Source organism: Paenibacillus sp. J22FR83, assembly GCF_059691955.1.
Map to the genome: position 1 here is coordinate 20,764 of NZ_JCAUAM010000023.1, position 18,129 is coordinate 38,892.

General features: G+C 46.5%; 14 protein-coding genes and 1 pseudogene. 7 read left to right on the top strand and 8 right to left on the bottom strand.

The window, feature by feature from the left end:
• Window positions 1-9: 9 nt before the first annotated feature.
• Window positions 10-1,515 (bottom strand): spore germination protein, encoded by a 1,506-nt coding sequence (locus AC58PV_RS30370; protein WP_497436608.1) that lies wholly within the window; start codon window positions 1,513-1,515, stop codon window positions 10-12.
• 225 nt (window positions 1,516-1,740) lie between these two features.
• Between AC58PV_RS30370 and AC58PV_RS30375 the strand changes: the two genes are divergently transcribed.
• From AC58PV_RS30375 to AC58PV_RS30405, 7 genes are all read left to right on the top strand, one after another.
• On the top strand, window positions 1,741-1,950 hold the full coding sequence (locus tag AC58PV_RS30375; RefSeq protein ID WP_497436609.1) for a hypothetical protein: 210 nt from the start codon (window positions 1,741-1,743) through the stop codon (window positions 1,948-1,950).
• Between the two features lie 27 nt (window positions 1,951-1,977).
• Complete coding sequence (locus tag AC58PV_RS30380; RefSeq protein ID WP_497436610.1) at window positions 1,978-2,400, top strand: SRPBCC family protein; 423 nt, start codon at window positions 1,978-1,980, stop codon at window positions 2,398-2,400.
• Window position 2,401: 1 nt separating this feature from the next.
• Complete coding sequence (locus tag AC58PV_RS30385) at window positions 2,402-2,776, top strand: ArsR/SmtB family transcription factor (RefSeq protein ID WP_497436611.1); 375 nt, start codon at window positions 2,402-2,404, stop codon at window positions 2,774-2,776.
• A gap of 961 nt (window positions 2,777-3,737) precedes the next feature.
• Window positions 3,738-4,505, top strand: coding sequence for a DODA-type extradiol aromatic ring-opening family dioxygenase (locus AC58PV_RS30390; RefSeq protein ID WP_497436613.1), 768 nt, complete (start codon window positions 3,738-3,740; stop codon window positions 4,503-4,505).
• Window positions 4,506-4,602: 97 nt separating this feature from the next.
• Window positions 4,603-4,965, top strand: a complete 363-nt coding sequence (locus AC58PV_RS30395) for a DoxX family protein (RefSeq protein WP_497436705.1) — start codon at window positions 4,603-4,605, stop codon at window positions 4,963-4,965.
• Between the two features lie 208 nt (window positions 4,966-5,173).
• Entirely contained in the window at window positions 5,174-6,052 is an 879-nt protein-coding gene (locus tag AC58PV_RS30400) for a phosphodiester glycosidase family protein (protein WP_497436614.1), read from the top strand.
• Between the two features lie 18 nt (window positions 6,053-6,070).
• Entirely contained in the window at window positions 6,071-7,087 is a 1,017-nt protein-coding gene (locus AC58PV_RS30405; RefSeq protein WP_497436615.1) for a glycosyltransferase, read from the top strand.
• 226 nt (window positions 7,088-7,313) lie between these two features.
• On the opposite strand, the gene AC58PV_RS30410 is transcribed toward AC58PV_RS30405, so the two are convergent.
• The 7 genes and pseudogenes from AC58PV_RS30410 to AC58PV_RS30440 form a co-directional block, all read right to left on the bottom strand.
• Entirely contained in the window at window positions 7,314-8,228 is a 915-nt protein-coding gene (locus tag AC58PV_RS30410) for a GyrI-like domain-containing protein (RefSeq protein WP_497436706.1), read from the bottom strand.
• A gap of 71 nt (window positions 8,229-8,299) precedes the next feature.
• Window positions 8,300-9,010, bottom strand: a complete 711-nt coding sequence (locus AC58PV_RS30415; RefSeq protein ID WP_497436616.1) for a metallophosphoesterase family protein — start codon at window positions 9,008-9,010, stop codon at window positions 8,300-8,302.
• Between the two features lie 148 nt (window positions 9,011-9,158).
• Window positions 9,159-12,287: a right-handed parallel beta-helix repeat-containing protein gene (locus tag AC58PV_RS30420; protein WP_497436708.1), complete on the bottom strand. Its 3,129-nt coding sequence runs from the start codon at window positions 12,285-12,287 to the stop codon at window positions 9,159-9,161.
• A 14-nt stretch (window positions 12,288-12,301) separates the two neighbouring features.
• A pseudogene (locus AC58PV_RS30425) lies at window positions 12,302-14,308 on the bottom strand (bacterial Ig-like domain-containing protein); the annotation flags it as partial.
• Window positions 14,309-14,629: 321 nt separating this feature from the next.
• Window positions 14,630-15,505 (bottom strand): carbohydrate ABC transporter permease, encoded by an 876-nt coding sequence (locus tag AC58PV_RS30430; RefSeq protein WP_497436617.1) that lies wholly within the window; start codon window positions 15,503-15,505, stop codon window positions 14,630-14,632.
• Between the two features lie 38 nt (window positions 15,506-15,543).
• Window positions 15,544-16,494, bottom strand: a complete 951-nt coding sequence (locus AC58PV_RS30435) for an ABC transporter permease (protein WP_497436619.1) — start codon at window positions 16,492-16,494, stop codon at window positions 15,544-15,546.
• 87 nt (window positions 16,495-16,581) lie between these two features.
• Window positions 16,582-18,123, bottom strand: coding sequence for an extracellular solute-binding protein (locus AC58PV_RS30440; RefSeq protein ID WP_497436620.1), 1,542 nt, complete (start codon window positions 18,121-18,123; stop codon window positions 16,582-16,584).
• Window positions 18,124-18,129: the final 6 nt, after the last annotated feature.

Consider the following 18,129-nt stretch of genomic DNA (forward strand, 5'->3'; position numbering starts at 1 on the left):
GGATCATCCTTATTTTCTCATTTTATTCTTATTCGGATTGGCTGTTTTCACTTGATCTGGCCGTGACGTCAGTATAGAGAAAGGACCACGAATGAAAACATCCTTCCAATCTGCCCATTTCGTAGGCGCAAAAGGGGATAGATAGGACGTTCCTAAACTTGTCAACCCACATAAATGGATCACAATGAAGGCAATCCCCAACATCAGACCGAAATTCCCCCATACACCGGCTAGCAAAATTAGACCAAAACGGATAAGGCGAATCGATGCACTCATGACATAACTCGGAATGACAAAAGAGGAGATCGCAGATGAAGCTACTGCAATGATCAGAATGTTACTCGTCAGCCCAGCTTGAACGGCCGCTTGACCGATAACAATACCGCCAACGATACCGATGGTTTGACCGATTTTGGTTGGCAAACGTGCGCCAGCTTCCCGTAGCAGCTCTATCGTTACTTCCATCAACATCGCTTCAATTACCGGTGGAAACGGCACCTTGCTTCGTGATTCCCTCAACGTTAGAATCAACGCTTCAGGAATCATTTCATAATGATACGTCGTCACCGATACATAAACCGCTGTAAACGTAATCGTTATCACGAAAGCGATAAACCGAAGCAACCTTGTGGCAGTCCCGATCGACCATCTCTGATAGTAATCATCCGCGGAAGAAAAGAAGTCGAAGAAAGCCGTCGGAGCACTCACCACTGCCGGACTACCATCCACGATTGCCAGAATCCTCCCTCCCACCAATTTGGAAACCGCCGTATCCGGACGCTCTGTAATAAGGAATTGCGGGAATAACGAATACGGATAATCATCGATATACTGAGAGAACATGTTGCCATCATAAACCGCATCAATTTCAATCCCACGAATACGCCCAACAAATTCATCAACCAGCTCCATATTTACAATGCCTTTGATATAAAGGACAAAAACGACGGTTTTGGTAACTTCGCCGACTTCAAGCTTAACCACCTTCAAATGTGAGCTTCTCACCCGTCTGCGTACCAAAGAGAGATTCGTACCCGCTGTTTCTGTAAACGCATCATGTGGGCCCGTAATAACAGTCTCCGTCTCAGACTGTTGCACACTCCTGGATTCAGGGCCATAGGCAAAGAATAGATAGACCTTCTCGCGATGAAAGATAGCTGCTTGCCCCGATAATATGGCAATGACAATTGTTTTGGGATCATTCGCTACTTCAAACTGAGTCTGCTCCAAAATGAGACTTAAATCATCCGTTTGTGCATTCGATATTGGATCCATGACTTCCCGAGACAATAAATTGTGATCAATCATATGAGGAATATAGACGATATCCACTTGAACGCTAGGTATATTGCGATGAAATACATCGATACAATCTTCAAATTGATTCATAATATGAGCTAGTGATAACGGATCATTCGTAACTGTGGGCTCGGCTAGAACGGGTACATCAAAACGTTTAGACCCACTATCTGCTTGCCGCGAGAAGGAAAACAATAAACGATCCCATATGGCCATGTACGATCCCTCCCACTCTAAGCATTCTTTTATTCTGAGCAGTTCGGCTTAAAATATTCCATTTGGCCCAAAAGTTGCGCCCTGGTGTTTGCCTTGACACGAAACCAAATGGTTTCGTATAATAAATTACGTAACCAAACGGTTTCGCGTTAGCGAGTTCGGTGGAAAAATGATTTTACGGGAATTCTAAGTGGATGCGTGTGAAAATCCCTGCTGACAAGGAGGTTGTCTGAGGATTCCCCTTTTGAACGAGGATGCCTTGTTCTGGATTACATACCCGAGCAAAGCTCCAAAATCCCAACAGATATTAACCGTGACCGTTTATTCACATTAGTCGGTGATTCGACAGACTATCGAGCGGTCAGCAACGTCGCGGTAGATGACACCTGGTCAGCGCTGCGTTTTCGTCATAAGTGTAAGGTGAAAAGTAAATAACTATACGACATTTGGAGGCCTTTTACCATGGAAAATCACAAGCAATCCTTGACTGACATTACACAAACGCTCGTTTTTAATGCACCTATTCAAAAAGTATGGAATGCCGTAGCCACTTCGGAAGGTATCGCGGTTTGGTTCATGCCGAACAATTTCAAGCCAGAAATCGGCTATGAGTTTCATTTGGAAGCTGGCCCCTTCGGCAAGTCCCCTTGTAAAGTCACAGAATTAGATCCCCCGAATCGACTCCGTTTCTCTTGGGGCAAGGATTGGTTCTTATCTTTTGAATTAACCGCGTTAGATGACCAAACACAGTTCACCCTCACCCATGGCGGCTGGGATATCGACAAAGTGACCGAATTCGGTCAACCGCACGATACGGTTCGCGACACGATGTCACAAGGCTGGGCAGGCATCGTCCAAAGGCTTTCTGCTTACATCGAGGGTTAAGATGGCCAGTCCCGCGCAAAAGCATGACGTCTTCCAAGCCATAGCCGATCCCACGCGACGACATCTGCTGCAACTGTTAGGTGATCAGGAAATGCCTGTCACTGTCATCTCAGGCCATTTCCCCATGAGCCGTACAGCGGTTTCGAAGCATCTTCGTATTCTTGCCGAGGCCGGCTTAGTGAAAGAACGCAAAGTCGGCCGCGAGACGCGGTACCGCCTAGAGGCCGAGCCGCTGTTGGAGCTCAAACGATGGCTCACCTTCTACGAGCGCTACTGGGAAAACAAACTCAATGTGCTCAAACGTTTCGTTGAACAGGATGATGACACAACTGAACTTATCTTCGACCCACTCAAAGTGGTCGATCCAGAGAAGTAGAGGAACCGTATGAAGAGCCTCCCGATTGGGGAGGCTCTTTTGTGTTGCGGGAGTGGCTGGGCGTGACTTAGCGTGGGGGCGATTGGCTGGGAGATACAGTGATGGGAGCGATGGGGGCGGATACAGTGGGAGAGAAGGACGACTGGGTGGTTAAACTAGTGTGACGAGGCGCGATAGAGCAGGGACGGGGCGATTAGGCCGATGCGACGAGCCGAATACTAAACGGCGCGAGGACAGCCGGGCGATTCGACTGGCGTGACAGAGGCGCGATAGAGCTGAGACAGGGCATGACGGGCTGCGACGAGGTGTCAAATGAAATAGATGGAAAAACTCCAGTTATTCCTGAGATATTCATACGAAATTACCAAATAGATGGAATTTATGTAGTTAATTCAGGGGAATTTAGTGTTTAGGCCAATAATCAGCGAGATTAGCTGTAGGAATTCCAGTTATTTGTTGAGGAGGGCATTTTCGTGGCAAATTAACGGGAGAAAATCCAGTTATTTGCTATGAATTCAACCTCTGCATACGCACCATCCACCGCAACATACGTTAAATAGCCGATAGAGTTGCCACACTACACTTACTTCAACACACGCTAACCCACTTCATTACACGCACGTTACCTCACTTTCACCTCTCTTTTATCTCACTTTTCCTCACTCTATCTCACTTAATCACACTTAATCACACTTCAATTCACTTTATCCTACCTCATCTCATCTCATCACATTCACCCCAACTCATCTCACTTAATCACACTTTATCTTGCTCACTTCCTCCTGCTCACTCAATTGCTAATCCTTCCCCACCTACTCCTACTCCCCCCACGCCACCAACATGTAACTTACAAAAAGTAACTCGCTTACTTGACGGAGCAAAAACAAAGGCGTATCATTAGTTACATAAAGTAATTAAATATACTTAAGTACATTAATGATATATAAGGAGATGTTTAGCCATGATTTCACCTATTTTTGTAGGACACGGTTCACCGATGATGGCGCTTCAGGATACTGCATGTACGCAATTTCTACTCGATTACGGTTCAAAGCTAGCACCCAAAGCCATCGTCATTTTCACCGCGCATTGGGAAACCGAATTGCTTACCATTTCATCCACCAATGATGTGTATGAAACTATCTATGATTTCGGCGGCTTTCCCGACGAGCTGTTTCAATTAAAATACCCCGCCAAAGGCGACGTTGCACTGGCACAGTCGATTGCTGAGAGATTTCAAGCGAAGGGAATCCCTGTTCAGCTCGATAGCACCCGCGGCTTAGACCATGGCTCATGGGTCCCTCTGCTGCGCATGTTCCCTACACCTGAAGTTCCGGTCATTCAAATTTCGGTGAATCCCTATTTGCCGCCTGCCGAGCAGTACCGAATCGGCGAAGCCCTACGTGGATTGGATCAGGAAGATATCCTGATCATTGGCAGCGGCGCCACCGTGCACAACCTGCGCGCATTGAATTGGCATGCGACCGAGCCGGATGCTTGGGCGGTGGCCTTCGACGATTGGCTTGCCGCCAATATGCAAGCCAAAAACCTAAAGGCGTTGTTCAACTACGCCGCAGAAGCCCCAAATGCGAGAATGGCCGTACCGCGGCCTGAGCATTTCATCCCGCTCTATATCGCGATGGGCAGCGGCGACCCTGAGCGGCCAGTCGAGATCATCCACCGCAGCTACGAAGTCGGATCGCTGAGTTATCTGTCCGTTTCTTTCTAATACGGCGCGATGCCTTGCGTTCCGTATGAAATTAGTTAGGTTGCACATGCTAACATAACCAATTTCAGCAAACAGAGGTGCTCAATCATTGACATGGATGACTCGCATCATTCAAATCTTATTGGCAGCAGCGTATGTCATGTTCGGGATTTTGAAGCTGTCCACCCATGAGCTGCAGATGGAAGTCTTCACATCGACCTACGGATACAGTGTAGGTTTCATGTACATCATCGGGGCCGTCGAACTCATTGCCGGTGTCGGTCTCATCATCGGATTCTGGCACCCGCGGATTGCACTGCTCTCCGCAGGCGTCATCGCGATGATTATGGCGAGCGCGATGCTGACCCATATTCGCTCCTACGAGGGAATGCGAACTTCGGTGTTACCGCTTCTCTTCCTGCTCATGGCCATGTTCGTCGTTGCGAGGAACTCGCGTCGACGAGAACGGGAATGGCACTAATATTGTTTATAAAAAGCGTGCAAGCCACTAGGCTTGCACGCTTTTTATATAGTGCCGTGAACAATTAAGATTCATTAAAGGTTCTAGCTCTAAGATAGATGTATGACCACAATAGTCCTACCATAAACACCTACAACAAGGAGTGATCACTATTTCTCACCATCGAAAACGAAAAAAGACCAAAATCATAGCTTGCATAACTATTCCCTTGCTGGTCATCGCCATCATTCTATATGGGCTCGCAAATCGTTATTTGTTCGAACACGTCGAGGTCGTCGTCACCCCGCAGAGTGTTACTACCCCAGCTGAGCCCGCGAAACAATCAACGGTGCAAAAGGATGACTGGAACTATGAAGATGACAACGAAACCATTCATATCAAAAAGGTAACCACTGGCTTAGGGTCAGATATGATTACCTACTACGTGGCCGATGTGACTTTTAATACGACTACCAACCTGCTTACCGCTTTCGCCAAAAATGCCTTCGGTACGAACATCATCGAAAATACGTCAACCATCGCAGCTAACAACAACGCAGTGTTCGCGATCAATGGCGATTATTACGGCTTTCGCAATGACGGTGTCATCGTTCGCAACGGGTCGCTTTACCGCGACGAACCGGTGCGTGACGGCTTAGCACTGCTCAGCAACGGTACCTTGAAAAGCTATAACGAAGAAAAGATTTCCTCGAGCACTTTGCTCGCCGAAGGAACAACGAACACTTTCTCCTTTGGCCCGACTCTCGTTACGAATGGCGAAGTGGCCGGAGACTTCAGCAGCGTGACTATTGATAAAAACTTCGGCAACCGATCGATTCAAAACGCCAATCCGCGAACCGGCATTGGGATGATTTCACCGAATCACTTTCTGTTTATCGTGGTCGATGGGCGAGCAACCAATTATAGCCGGGGCATGACGCTCACTGAATTTGCAAACCTATTTCACGAGCTAGGCGCAACAGAAGCTTATAATCTGGATGGCGGCGGTTCGTCCACGATGTATTTCATGGGCAGAGTCGTTAACAATCCACTGGGCAAAAGCAATGAACGCGGTGTAAGCGACATTATTTATATTCCAAATTCTTAAGCGAGGAGGACTGCTAGAATGACTATACTTATCCCTTCCTACGAGCCGGACGAACGATTGATTACTCTTATACACAAATTAAAGGAAGCTGGCGACGATGCCATTCTTGTCGTTGATGATGGCAGCGGTGCAGACTACCGCAGTATATTTGACGAGGTGGAGCAAGCGGGCTGTACCGTGTTGACTCACAGGTTTAACCAAGGCAAAGGAAGCGCCCTGAAAACGGGCTTCGACTATGTAAGACAGCAAGCCCAAAGCGATGGCGTCGTCTGTGCGGACAGCGATGGCCAACATCTGCCGGGGGACATTCTGAGATTATCGGAAGCTGTTCGTGAACATCGGAATCATATTGTGCTAGGCAGCAGACAATTCACTGGCAAGGTCCCCTTGCGCAGCCGTATCGGGAATTCAGCTACGCGAATGATTTATACTTTGGCAACGGGCAGGCCCATTCAAGATACGCAAACCGGCCTTCGGGGCTATTCTTCCGACATGTTAGATTGGTTATGCCAAGTCCCTGGTGATCGCTTCGAATACGAAATGAACATGCTTCTTGAGGCACCGCGAGTAGGATATCCGTTAGTTGAAGTACCGATCGACACCGTCTACTTAGACGATAATAAATCTTCGCACTTTCGCCCGTTGGCCGATTCCGCCAGAGTCTATTTTCCTTTTCTCAAATTCTCCACCTCTTCGGGATTCGCAGCAATCTTGGATTTCATTCTACTGCTTATATTGCAATGGTTGACCTCGAATCTACTTATATCCGTTATTGGAGCTCGAATCTGCAGTTCCATTTTCAATTATTCGGTGAACCGTAAGTATGTATTTGCCAAAGGAAAAGGACAAGGATCCTCCATCCGCAAATCGCTCCCTCGGTACTTCTCGCTCGCACTCATCATCGTTTTGTTAAATTACGGAATGCTGCACCTTTTTCATGAGAGCCTTGGCATTTCACTTATTGCTGCTAAGCTTGTAACGGAAGCTTCCTTATTTATGCTAAGTTATTGGGCTCAGCGAACCTTCATATATTGAAAGAAACCTCCCTGTCGGATTGTGCCAGGGAGGTTTCTGCAACGAGTGGTCAAGACCCACACAAAAAAAGAGACCCACAGCAACGGGCCGCAGGTCTAAAGGTATATATATATTTAAAAGGGGGTCGAATTTCATTATAGGGTCCGAACCTTAAAAGGAGATGAAATTCAGATGTCATTTCCGTGACAAATGATTCCTCTTACGTTACAGCTTGCACACTGTTTCTTTACTCAGCCAACTTAGGCTTGATCGGAATATAGATATCCATCTCCACAAGCTCATGCAGGTTCGCATGACAGCGCTCATCATACCATTCAAACTCGGCGCTCCCCGCATGCTCGTACCCGGAATGAGGAAACCATTCCGAGAAAATCGCCTGCCAAGTCGTCTGAATCGAGGCAACGAAGTGATCTTGCTTCACCTTCGGTGTCGTGAATACGGCGTAATTCGCCTCTGGAAACTCGCGGCATACCATATTCGCCGGAACATCCTCGAAGCTTGTGGCTTCCATCCCGATGATGTAGGTTAAATCCCCGCTTTCCAAATCGAAATCCGCACAGATCCCAAGCTCAACAGGCAATCCCTTGTGAACACGATTCGGTATATGTTGCCCAAGCCCTTCTTGCATATACTTCTGCCAGAACAATGGGATATCTCGGTGATTCTGCCCATCCTTGCAGGATGTCTTCAATTCATATCCAATCAATTTAAAGCCAGGTTTCGTTTTCAACGCGTAGTCCATACGTATTCCTCCTAAATAGGGGTTAAATTTCCGATCCAGCACATTCACTTGGGGATAGTTTGGCGGTCGTATGCCTTGCTTGCGGTAGTCCAGCGGCGTACGTTCAAACACCTTTTTGAATGCCCGTGAGAAGTTTTCTGGGGACCCAAAGCCATTGTCGAAGGCAATATCAATCAATTTGTGCTCTGTATAGGCGATTTGATAAGCGGCTCTCGCTAATCTCCTCTTGCGCACATACTCCATCACCGCGTCGCCTACCATCGTTTGAAAAACCCGATGAAAATGAAAGGCTGAGAAGCAAGCGACCTCGGCTAAGCATTCAACAGACAATGGACCCGACAGATGCTTTTCAATATGATCCAGCGTCTTCTGAATCCGCGTCTCATAACTGATATCCATCATCTGCTCCCTTCAACTTCGTAACCTTAGTTTACGCGATCCGGAACTACGCTTCTTGATATTTCTTGCTCTTACTTCCAACTTCCTTTGGAAGCAACGGAATACGTCTTGTATTGATTCTTCCCCTTAATTTCAAGAAGATTTAACTGCAAACCGTAGGCGCAACCGCCATCGATTCCAATTTTGTCCGAATCAAACCACACTTCCGCTTTCCCATGAATATCTTTGGTCGTGGTATGTCCAAACACAACAATCTTCTTCACAACGGTTTTCTGCTGGACAAATGGTGCACGAATCCAAAGAAAGTCCCGCTCCGGCTGTGTTTTCCAATCCACATAAGCAGGATTCAGCCCCGCATGGACAAAAATATGGGTGTCATTCTCGTAATAAAGCGGCAGCTCACGCAAGAATGCTAGATGCTCGCTGCAATTCGCCCGAATGCGCTCTTTGGCTGTTTTCAAATCAAAATCCCTAACCCCGCTAAAGCTTTGAAACGTCTGTATGCCTCCATGCTCAAAAAACTTCATTTCCGTCAGATCATCCGTGCCGTTCATTACTTCCAAAAAACGCTGATCATGATTCCCCTTGAGTGCAATCGCACCCTTCTCACGTACTAGGCGCATCACCTGCTCTACTGTCTCCCTACTCGCCGGTCCACGATCTACATAATCCCCTAGCAAAATAAGCTGATCTTCTTCCGGGTTAAACTTGGCTTTATCTAGTAATTCCTTAAATTCATCCGCACAGCCGTGGATATCGCTAACTGCTAGCAATCGTTTCATAGACGTTTCCCCCTGATGTTCTCTAGTCTATACTCCCATGTATATAGCTTATTCTAGCATATTTCATGGTGTACGAGCCCCCTTAATTATGGAAATCCGTGTGAAAGCAGGAAAAAGGACGCCCTGAGCGGACGCCCTTCCACAACAATTAATTGATAAACTGAACCCCTTGCAAGAATCTCTTCAGCATGACTGCAGCTTCTGCTCTCGTTGCTGGAGCCGCTGGGATGAATTCCGTTTCGGTGACGCCATTGACAATACCAGCATGTACCGCCCCTGCTACGGCCTCTTTCGACCATGCGCTCAAGGCCTCGCTATCGGTAAATTTGTCTAATTGCTTGAGGTCAGCTACAGCTGATTTACCGGCAAATGCCATAGCCCGCGTAATCATGACCGCCATCTGCTCTCTCGTGATGCGTTCATTCGGTCTGAACGAACCATCTTCAAAGCCCTCGATCAAGCCAGCTTTAGCCGATGCACCTACAGCTCCCGCAAACCAACTATTCACAGGTATATCCGTGAAACGCGCTGCTCCCTCCTCTTTTACACCAAGCGACCTGACTAGAAGAGCTGCAAATTCAGCACGAGTGATGGGATTGCTAGGTCCATAAGCAGTATCCGAAGTTCCCTGAATCACCAATTTGGAAGCAAGCAATTCGATCTCATTCTTGGCCCAATGTCCTTGAACGTCTTCGAACGTTTTGGAAGATTGAACAACGGCATAGATACTGTTGCCTTGACGTTTGATCGTGACTTCTGCCTTGCCATTGACGGTTGTTACAACAGCAGGTACGAAAGACATCTCCCCGGTCTCCGGGTCGAACATTACCGCAGTAAGTTGATCGGAATCTACCGTTTTAGCTAAGGTAATCGTTCTGGATACATACGTTTTCCCAAAATCAGTCACCGTTACCGTCTTCCCATTCGCTTGCGCGGTAATCGTGAAATCAACGGCATCGAAAAGCAGCGTAAGTCCAGCCTCTTTGGCTTTCGTGTTTATCAGCTCCGCTGAAGGACCTGTAACTTTTTCGATAGAGATATGCAATGTTAGTTGACTTACATCGGTACCAAGCTCTTCCGCTATCTCTGCAAGATCCAATGATTTAACAGGAAGATCGTAAGTAAACGCATTGTTTTTCATCGATAACAGCGCATCTGGCGCGATTTTCAGACCTGCCGATAAGGCGTTAGCATCGATCTGAACTGTAGCAGCCCCATCACTGCCCTTTACATCAACCGTAATCTTGGGTTTGTTGATCGCATTCGATTGGAGTGCATCAAAGGCTTTACCCAAAGTACTGCCATCCACTGTAACGACAGCAACGGTTTTCCCGTTCAACGTTCGATTCACAGGATTGATTGATATGTGCACCCCATCATCGTCGCTAGTTACAGACGCGGTAGGTGCTGCCGAACCTCCTGACCCATTGTTCATTGCTTCTTGATGTGCAATAAATTGAAGGAAGCTCCCTCTAATTATGTTCCCTGCCCCATCTCTTTGATATGGCAATGCAGGCGTCAAGCTTACAAAGTTAGCATTCGAAAGCGCTAGACCTGATTTATTGGCGGAGACAGTACCATTAAACAGAAAGTTAGTATCAGATTTCAATTCTGCTGGGTAACTGTCTTTGGATACATAATCCTTTTGATAGGACACAAATCCGTTTAAGCTGAAGTAAGAAGGTTTATCCGCATACGGTTGGAAGTATAAGTTTCCTCTCGCATTGTTAAAAGCAATATTATTTTCCGCTATGACACCTGGATTGCTATTATTCGTAAATCCATAGGCGCCGTTGCCAAATGCCAAGCTATTCCGGATGATATGGTTGACACGAATGCCTTCCCCTCCAAGTTTGAAGCCATTTTTATCGCCATCACCTACACGATTATTCGTTAAAGTACCATTGTTATACGCGATGCTGTCCTCAATGAGAACCGCGCCAATAGCCCCCGTACCTGCCTTCGTGTATAAATCCCAGCCATCATCAATATTGTTATGGGCAATATCACCTCGGAAAATGTTCCCTGTGCCCGATGTTAATTTGGCAGCAAACCCATCCGCGTTGTTATTCGAGGGATCCACATTATCAAATGATTCACAATTCAGAATGAGGTTGTTGGAAGGCCACAACGATTTATTGGTTTCCGTTACGTCTGTCCGGCTGATTTGAAGACCTGTATCTCCATTGTCATAAAATCTGCTGCTTTCTACGATGTTGTTGCTGCCGCCAACCGTAAAGCCTTTGGTATTCGCTGCCGAACGAGTGAAGTCAATACCTTGCACATGCCAGTAATTGCCGCTTAGCACAACACCTTCTGATCGTTTGTCAAAATCGATAATCGGCTTAGCGCCTGGGGCTGCCATGATATACTTCATCGCATCGGCCCTGCCGTCGTTGCCCTTCTTGATATCTAATTTGGCGGTGCGTACATATCGACCATCCTGCAGGATAATCTTTTGACCAGCCCGTACATAATCGATCGCGGTATCCAAATCAAGCGGGCTATCCGCGGTGCCATTCCCGTTACTAGTCGCTGTTGACGATACATAGATGTCACCGTTATCTACGTAAGTTTTCATATCAACCGTATGATTTTTGACGATTTTATGATACGTAGTCAAATACTGCGTATCATCAGGCACGAATGTTGCTGTAAAGTTCGTATACGTATTAGCCGTAACCGTACTATTCAACGAGACAAGCTGCCCCGCTTCCATAACGGCATCTTGTTCAATGACATTGGTTCCTTGTTTAATCGTAACTTTACCGTTCACATTGGACATCAGTCCTAACGTATACGCGGTTACAGAAGTTCGTGTTAGACCTACAAAGTTAACATCAGGTACCACTGGCTGTGGAGCAGGCACTTGCATCGGCGTATCCGTATCCGCAGAAGTAACTTTCAGTTCCATATTGCTTACTACAATTGTTGCTAGTCTAGCGGTGTAGAAGCCGACATACATGTTATCGCCATCTTGAACGGTCATGATATCCGGCACATACATGTCGACACTAGTCCCGTTATTTAATCGACCCGTGAATCCGTTGTTCGTTTTGCTTAGCGTGAGCTTATAATTGGTTGCCGTATTGCTTGCAGCAGGTCTGACCGAGCTGAGCATACTGCTTTGAATCCCTTTACTGCCCGCGCCATCTGGTGTGGTAACACCTGTTCTAACGAACAATTGTGTACCATTCGGTAAAGTTGTTCCCCCGCTGTAACCACCGATCGCCGCAATGTTGGAGGCAAATACCGTGGAATCTCCTTGCGTACCGATGGATCACGAGCCATAATTCCGAACGATTCTTGGCCGTCCTGCGGCTCCTTGGCATAAGCTTCAACTCTGATATCTGCCGATAACTCAAAGTTATCCTTCCTTGCATCTAACTCCGTATAGTAGAACGTGATACCATCATGGTCGCCGGTAACTTTACCGCCACCCTCCAACGCTTCAAGCTTGACCGACCCATCATCGTTAACTGTTACTTTATTGTTCGCATTTGACGTGGATTGTCCAAAACGAATCGATTTCCACTCGTATGTTTTATTCGCAACTACCGCCACTTTCAGAAGCGTCTGCGGGATTGCAGCGTTACTCGGAATGATTGCGATATCATATACACCTGGCTTCGTTTTATCAAAAGCGTTCGTATCGACCGTATACTGGGTATCTGCCAGTTCTTCTAACTTACTGCTGTACACCACCGATACAACCATACCTGTTTGATCAAAATCTTCATCTATCGCATAGGTCGTTCTCGGATATTTCGTGACCCGGCTGCCCACAATTTCTTGTGGCATAACCGTAATTGGAAATGAAGCTGTCGCAGTTCCTTTACCTGTAGAAACCTGTAATGTCTTCGTACCTGCTGAACTCATGTCTGCAAGTGCGATAGCATATTCGCTTTTCAAAAGCTTAACTTCCGTATGATCATCGTACTTCGCGTATACAGCTATGCCGTCTTGGACGAATTTATCCCCGACAAAATAGTTCGTTTTAAGCGGCAGCTCTCTGACTTCTAAGCTTGTCATATGTGCATCTCTTACCGTAACATCAAGCTTCGTATAGGTAGACGAAGTAACAGTGGAACTCACAGTTACTCTTTTGACCCCTGCTGTTGCCGTTGGCTTGAATGTATACGTCGCATTCGTTACGGTCACATCCGCTTCCGGAATAATAGAGAAGGCATATTGGTTGCTTGCCAATTCGACCCAACTACTACCGTAATTATATTGTCCTAAAACGGTTAGACCTTGCGGGTCGAAGACTTCTCCAGGATAATAATCCGTCTTCGCAGGAGGATATTGAATGTCGATCCCGGTTACGACCAAAGGCTGGAAGGTTAACGGAATGGATGCCGTTTTCCCGTTAAAATTCACCGTAATGGAACTGGGTCCTGCTTGCGTATTATTAAATCCAGTGACAATATAATCGCTAGTTGATAACTCTTTCTCAACGTTCCCGTCATAGACAGCTGTAACCCTTAATCCTGTTAAATCAAGGCTGTCGCTGACGTAATAATCTTTTTTCATCGAGGTAGCATCCACCTTCAGACTAAGAGGGGCTCTCGTGTCCTTAGTGAAGGTTACCTCAGTGAAGGTAACCGCCGTATATCTAGCAACATATAAACCTACATAAGCCATATTTCCTGTTATTTTATCGATCACATGAGTCTGATCACCGACTTTGACGCTGAAAACATTCCCTGTTTTCTTGATACTCAGCGCGTAGCTAACCCCTGCATCAGGGACAGCTGCTTGGCTAAATTCATATCCTGTTTTTACTTGTGTTAGGGTAGGACTGCCACTTTTGTAGAACCCCTGCATTTTCTGATCAAGGGCACCTACGGCAATATATTCGCCCGTGAAGGCATTCGGTGATCCTTGGCTTACGTTCTCAAGCACATTGCTTCTCAGCATAATACCGAACGAGGACTGCTTTTTGTTCCCTGCGCTATCACCCGGGAGTGTAAACGTATCCACTCTGACAGTCGCGGATAGCTCATAATTATCATTGGCATTCACTTGCTGATAATAGTAAGCCAAACCTTCACTACTACTCGAGATTTTCCCCTTAGCGCTGCCAGCAACCGTATTCGGACCTTTCGCGCTCGTTAATGTGACTGATTTATCCGCATTCTCCGTAACGCCAAAGTTGGCTGTCGACGGACTGCCGCCGATATCGCCGAAGACGCTTCCCTTCCATGCACTCGTGCTCGGAATATTAATCAGCCCCGCTGGCGGTTCTGCCGCTAGAGCTGCCCTCGGCAGCATCACTGCCACTAAGCATACAGCCATTATTAAAGCGGTCCATCGATTCTTTTTCCTCAAGTCACATGTCTCCTTTAATTGGATTAAGCATAGATAAATGGAAAAACTCCAGCTAATTTTCTCACTTTAGGCGTGTTTGAAGAACTAACTGTATTTCCTACAGTTAGTTCTTCTCCTTTTAGCGAGTAACGGTTGAATTGGCCGAATTAGCTGGAGTTTTTCCATCTAGTTGTTGAGATCAGGCTATTTCGTGAAAAATAGCTGTATGTTTTCCATCTAACCCGCGATTGCGGGGCGGGAAGTGCCGATTTTCGATTTTCCGGGTTGCCAGGTTGCCAATAGGTTTACCTATCCCTTAATCGAACCAATCATCGCACCCTTAGCAAAATGCTTCTGCAAGAACGGATACACCAATAGAATCGGCAGCGTTGCTACAACGATAACGGCCATTTTGATCGACTGCGCTGGTGGCGGTGCTACGCTATCCAAATCGGAACTCACGTCCATGCCGCTGGCCAGAACAACGATTTGACGAAGCAAAACCTGAATCGGCCACTTAGCGCTTTCATTGATATAGAGAATCGCGCTCATATACGTGTTCCAATAGGTTACCGCGTAGAACAACGAGATTGTTGCAATGGCTGGCATCGACAGCGGCAATACAATACGGAACAAGATACCGAAGTCGCTGCATCCATCAATTTTCGCCGACTCCTCCAGCCCTTCCGGGATGTTCTGGAAGAAATTTTTCAGAATAATCAAGTTAAACGCACTTATCGCTGTAGGCAGAATCAACGCCGCATAGGTGTCGATCATGCCAAGCTCCTTGACGACGAGGAACGTCGGGATCAACCCGCCGTGGAACAACATCGTGAATACAACGAGGAACATAATCACTTTGCGCCCATCCACATCCCTGCGTGCCAAGCCGTAAGCCATCAACGCGGTGATGAACATACTGATTACGGTGCCGATAGCCGTCGTACCAATCGAAACAGCCATTGCTTTAAATATCGTATTCGTCGAGAATATAAATCGATAAGCTTCGATGCTCCAATCCGTCGGAATGAGGACGAACTTCTTCGCCGCCATTTCCGCGCTCGTCGTGAAGGAACCTGCCACCACGTGCACGAACGGAATAATCGTAACCAATCCGATGATGGTTAATAACACATAGTTGATAATACCGAACATTCTGCCGGCCATTGTTCTATCTTCTACCACAACATTCAACCTCCTAGCTGCTTACGCTCAACACATGCCTAGTAAACGCCTTCTTCGCCCATTTTCTTCGCAATTCGGTTCACAATCATCACCAGAACAAGTCCAATAAAAGATTTGAACAAACCAATCGCTGCGCTGTAACTGAATTGCCCTTGTTTCAAACCAGCTGTATATACATAAGTATCAATGATCTCAGCAACTTCTCGGTTCATGGAGTTAAGGAGCAAATACACATGTTCAAAACCGAGCTCGAGAACCGCACCAATTTTCAAAATTAATAGAACAATAATGACACTTCGGATCGCCGGCAGCGTAATGTGCCACACTTGTCTCAGACGTCCTGCGCCATCTATACGAGCAGCTTCATACAACCCAGGGTCAATGGAGGCAATCGCCGCCAAATAAATAATCGTCCCCCAACCTGCTTCACGCCAAATGACCTGCAAAATATAAATCGGTCTGAACCATTCTGGAGCCAGTAAGAAATTCACCTTTTCAAAGCCGAAATACGTAATTAACTCATTGATAACGCCGCCATCCATAGTCAGCATAACGAAGGAGATGGAGACGATAATGACCCAAGACATAAAGTGCGGCAGGTACACAATCGTTTGAAACACTTTCTTGAAGAGATCTCCTCGAACTTCATTCAGCATAAGCGCCAAGATGATAGGAATCGGGAAATAAAACAGAAGATTCATAACGAACAAGATTAATGTATTGCTCAAAATATTCAAGAAATCAGGCTCTGTAAACAAGCGTTGGAAATGCTCGAAACCGACCCATTCACTCCCGCTAATCCCTTTGAAGGGCTTGTAGTTCTGGAAGGAAATGATTAATCCATACATGGGGATATATTTGAACACGATAAAGTAAAGAATACCCGGCAACAACATGACATAGATCCATTTATTTTTCCAAAGACGCCTGCTCAGTTCACTGCTCGACTTCTTTGCGACAACACGTTGCGCAACATTCACTTCTTGCATAGGACTTCTTCCTTTCCTTAAAAGGAGAAGACTGCCGCGATGCAAGCAGCCCTCTCGCCTTGACTAGTCAGACACAGTGTTGCTGAATTACTTCTTAAGTGCGTTGTATTCTTCGATGATTTTGCTGCCGCCACGACTTTTCCAATCTTCAACCGCTTTATCAAAGCCAGCTTTATCCAGCGTTCCGTAAATGTATTTGTTCGTTGCATCTACGATAACCGCTTGCAATTGAACACCTTTTTCAAGATTCGTTTTGGAATCTAGCGCAGCAACTGGATCTTGCACGGCGAACTTCAGGTTCGCGATTTTCAATTCGTCTGCTTTACCTTGTGCTGGGATCGTAGGGATACCCAAGAATCTGCCAGACGTATCTTCATCACCAATTGCTGCATCTGTGAACGGTTTCACTTCGCGTGTCCATTTCTCTTCATCCAGCTTCTTAGCTTTGTTATCGGTTACGCTGTAGTTCACATCTTTAATGCCCCAGTTCGCCATGTTAGCTACTTCTGGTGTCATCATTTTGTCGAAGTATGCGAGTACCTTACGAAGGTCTGCTTCTGTTTTGTTCGCAGATTTTGGGAATAGCACAACGTTGGCATAACCAGGCAGTGCCCATGCGGCGAATTTGCCGTCAGGTCCAGCTACCATGCTGTGTACATCGACTACGGCTGTCGGTACATTCTTAACCAAGTCTTTGTTCAACGTGGAAACGTCTGTCATCGCACCGATATACATACCTGCTGTTCCGCTTGTGAACAGTTTTTGTTGATCTGTTTTACTTGTTGCAGCGAAATCTTTGTTGATGTAGCCGCCGTCACGCATTTTTTTGAAATAATCCATCGTTGCTACATATTGTGGGAACATGAATTCCGGAGCTAGCTTGCCATCCTTCGTGCCCCAGTTATTCGGTGTTCCCTGCCAAGCAGCAACTGTTTTGAATGCACCATAGATCAAATCGTTACGATCGGTAAGTCCGATGGTATCTTTTTTACCATTTCCGTCTGGGTCGTTCTCTGTAAACGCTTTCGCCATGGCGAACAATTCATCTAGATTAGCAGGAGGTTTCAGACCCAACTTGTCTGCCCAGTCTTTACGGTAGATGAGACCTTGACGAGCAATGTCTACGCCGCGGTACAAGGAGTACAACTTGCCATCGACTTTCGTATTGTCATTCGTTGTAGACTTCAACTTGCTCAAGTTCGGGAAGTCTTTCAACAGAGGCCCGATCTCCCAGAACTGTCCGTCACGAATCGCTGATTTCATTTGAATGAATGTCGCTTGGTTTTTCAAGTACGTTGCTTGTGGCAGTGCGCCCGTTGCAAACGTCGTATTCAATTTCTCTTCATAAGTGTCTGCCGGGAAGAATTGATACGTCAGCTTCGTGTTCGTCAGCTTCTCAAGTTCTTTAATAATGGTATCAGGAGGGGTTTGCGCTGTATTGAGTGGTGCCATGATCGTAATCGCTGTAGGTGTATTGTCTGTCGGCTTCGGTGCTGCTGTTGTCGTTGCTGCCACTGATGACGATGCTGCAGTTGTTGATGCAGGCGTTTCTTTATCTCCGCATGCGGCTAGAGCAAAGCTGGAAACGAGCAGTACGCTTAGTGGAATCGTAACTATATTTCTCTTCATATCGGT